General features: G+C 53.9%; 1 protein-coding gene. It reads right to left on the reverse strand.

Features of this window, described 5'->3' with window-relative positions; all coding sequences use genetic code 11:
• Window positions 1-594 precede the first annotated feature (594 nt).
• Window positions 595-1,719, reverse strand: a complete 1,125-nt coding sequence (locus DXD49_RS09550; protein ID WP_117794836.1) for an aminotransferase — start codon at window positions 1,717-1,719, stop codon at window positions 595-597.
• Window positions 1,720-1,894: the final 175 nt, after the last annotated feature.

The raw sequence follows: 1,894 nt of genomic DNA on the forward strand, positions 1-1,894 counted from the left end.
TGCAGACCTTTCGTCATGGCCTCCTACCTTTCTTTCGGGCCCTTGTCAGGGCCGATTCGTTAGCGCCCCTCCGTGTGAGGCGTTATTGCTGACGACATATTTATATCCAAAATCAGCCCATACTTCCACCTTGCCCCCGAACGGTTTTTTATAGGGGGTGAACGGCATACACATATACTTCACGCATGGCAAACTTTGATTTAATAAAGTTTATTTACGTGCTTAAACGCTTTTTTAACCGGAAAATCAATTGGAACTAATCTTTCTTAAACCACCCTCAATTTGCATATTTCACGCAAAGGTATGAATAGAATTCGTAATTCTTGCTATGTCTCAACCATTTTGATTTTTATTCAGAAAAAAGTTCGTCCTATTCATTTTTAGCAACCAGGCTACCGTTTACCAGACGTTGGATACCGTTCACCGGAAGCTCAGTATACGACCCCTCGGATACCCCGCCTGTTTTGCGTCTCTATTTGTAACAACTTGACTTTTTCGGCGGTAAAGACAAACAGACCCGCCCCAAAGGGAGCGGGTCTGCATTCGGTACATCGAGGGCCCAGTAAGGTTTAGGCCCTCGAAATCCTCAAGGGGCTACCGATCGAACTCGGCCAGCGCCTCGCCCAGAAGCCTCAGGCCCTCGCGAAGAACGTCTTCACTCGCGCAGTAGCCCAGACGCGCGCCGCAGGGAAGCTCAAAGCGGCTGCCGGGAACCAGCAGCACTCCCCTCTCGGCCAACAGGCGCTTGCAGAACTCCTCATCGTCCTCGGGAATATCCAGCTGAATAAACGAGGTGGATACGCCCTGCGGCGCCGTCCAAGAGACGCGGCTCTGCGTATCGATCCATGCCTGAGCGATATCACGGTTGCCAAACACGATCTTACGGTTGCGCTCAAGGATCTTATCCTTGTGCTCGAGCACGTAGGTCGCCAGGGCGTCGTTGAACACGCCGCCGCAGATCATGGTGTAGTCACGATAGGTGCGGATACGGTTGGAGACCTCTTCGTCGGCCACGACCCAGCCCACGCGAGCCGCAGGCGTCGAATAGGTCTTGGACACCGAGTTGGTGACAATGGCCTTCTCGTACACGTCGGCCATCGATATAAAGGACTCGGTGTTCTCGAGCGGCAGATACACCTCGTCGCACAGCACGTAGGCGCCCACCGAGCGGGCGATCTCGGCAATCTGGCCGAGCGTATCGGCATCGAGCACCGTACCGATGGGGTTCGATGCGTTATTGATGCAGATGAGCTTGGTATTAGGACGCACCAGGCGCTTGAGCTCCTCGATATCGGGCTTCCAGCCAAGCTCCTCGCGAAGCTCCCAATACTCGACCTCGGCACCGAGCGTACGCGGAATCTCATAGAGCGGCGCATAGGTAGGCCACTCGGCAATCACGTGATCGCCGGGCTCGACAACAGCCATGATGGCGTTGAGGTTGGCGCCCGTACAGCCATTAGTCTGCAGAATGTGATCGGGATTGACCTCGCGACGATACAGCTTGGCGACTTCGGCCTTAAACTCCGGCGAACCCTCGATCCAGCCGTAATTCATCTTCTCGCGATCCAGGCGCTCGTAGAACGTAGCACCGTCCTGCTCGTCAAGTGCGCGAAGCTCACCCATGGTCAGCGACGAGATCGTCGACTGAGCGATATCCCAGGTAGCACTCTTCTCCCAAACGTTGAGCCATTCCTCAACGCCAATTGTCTTGATATCCATGGCCACCTTATCTGATCTTAATTTAGCGTCAATAAACATGAATGGGACGGTGCGAAAGAACCGCACCGTCCCATTGGGAGACATCTAATGGCAGCTAGATGTTTGTATTAAGACCTGTACGGGTCTTTGAAAACCTTAGAGGTCCTCGCGCCAGAAGGGCATGCTCATGCAGCGC

The organism is Collinsella sp. TM05-38 (assembly GCF_003466445.1).
Classification (GTDB): Bacteria; Actinomycetota; Coriobacteriia; order Coriobacteriales; family Coriobacteriaceae; genus Collinsella.

Coding starts and splice junctions, on each gene's coding strand:
- DXD49_RS09550 (WP_117794836.1), bottom strand. CDS start 1,719: ATGGATATCAAGACAATTGGCGTTGAGGAATGGCTCAACGTTTGGGAG.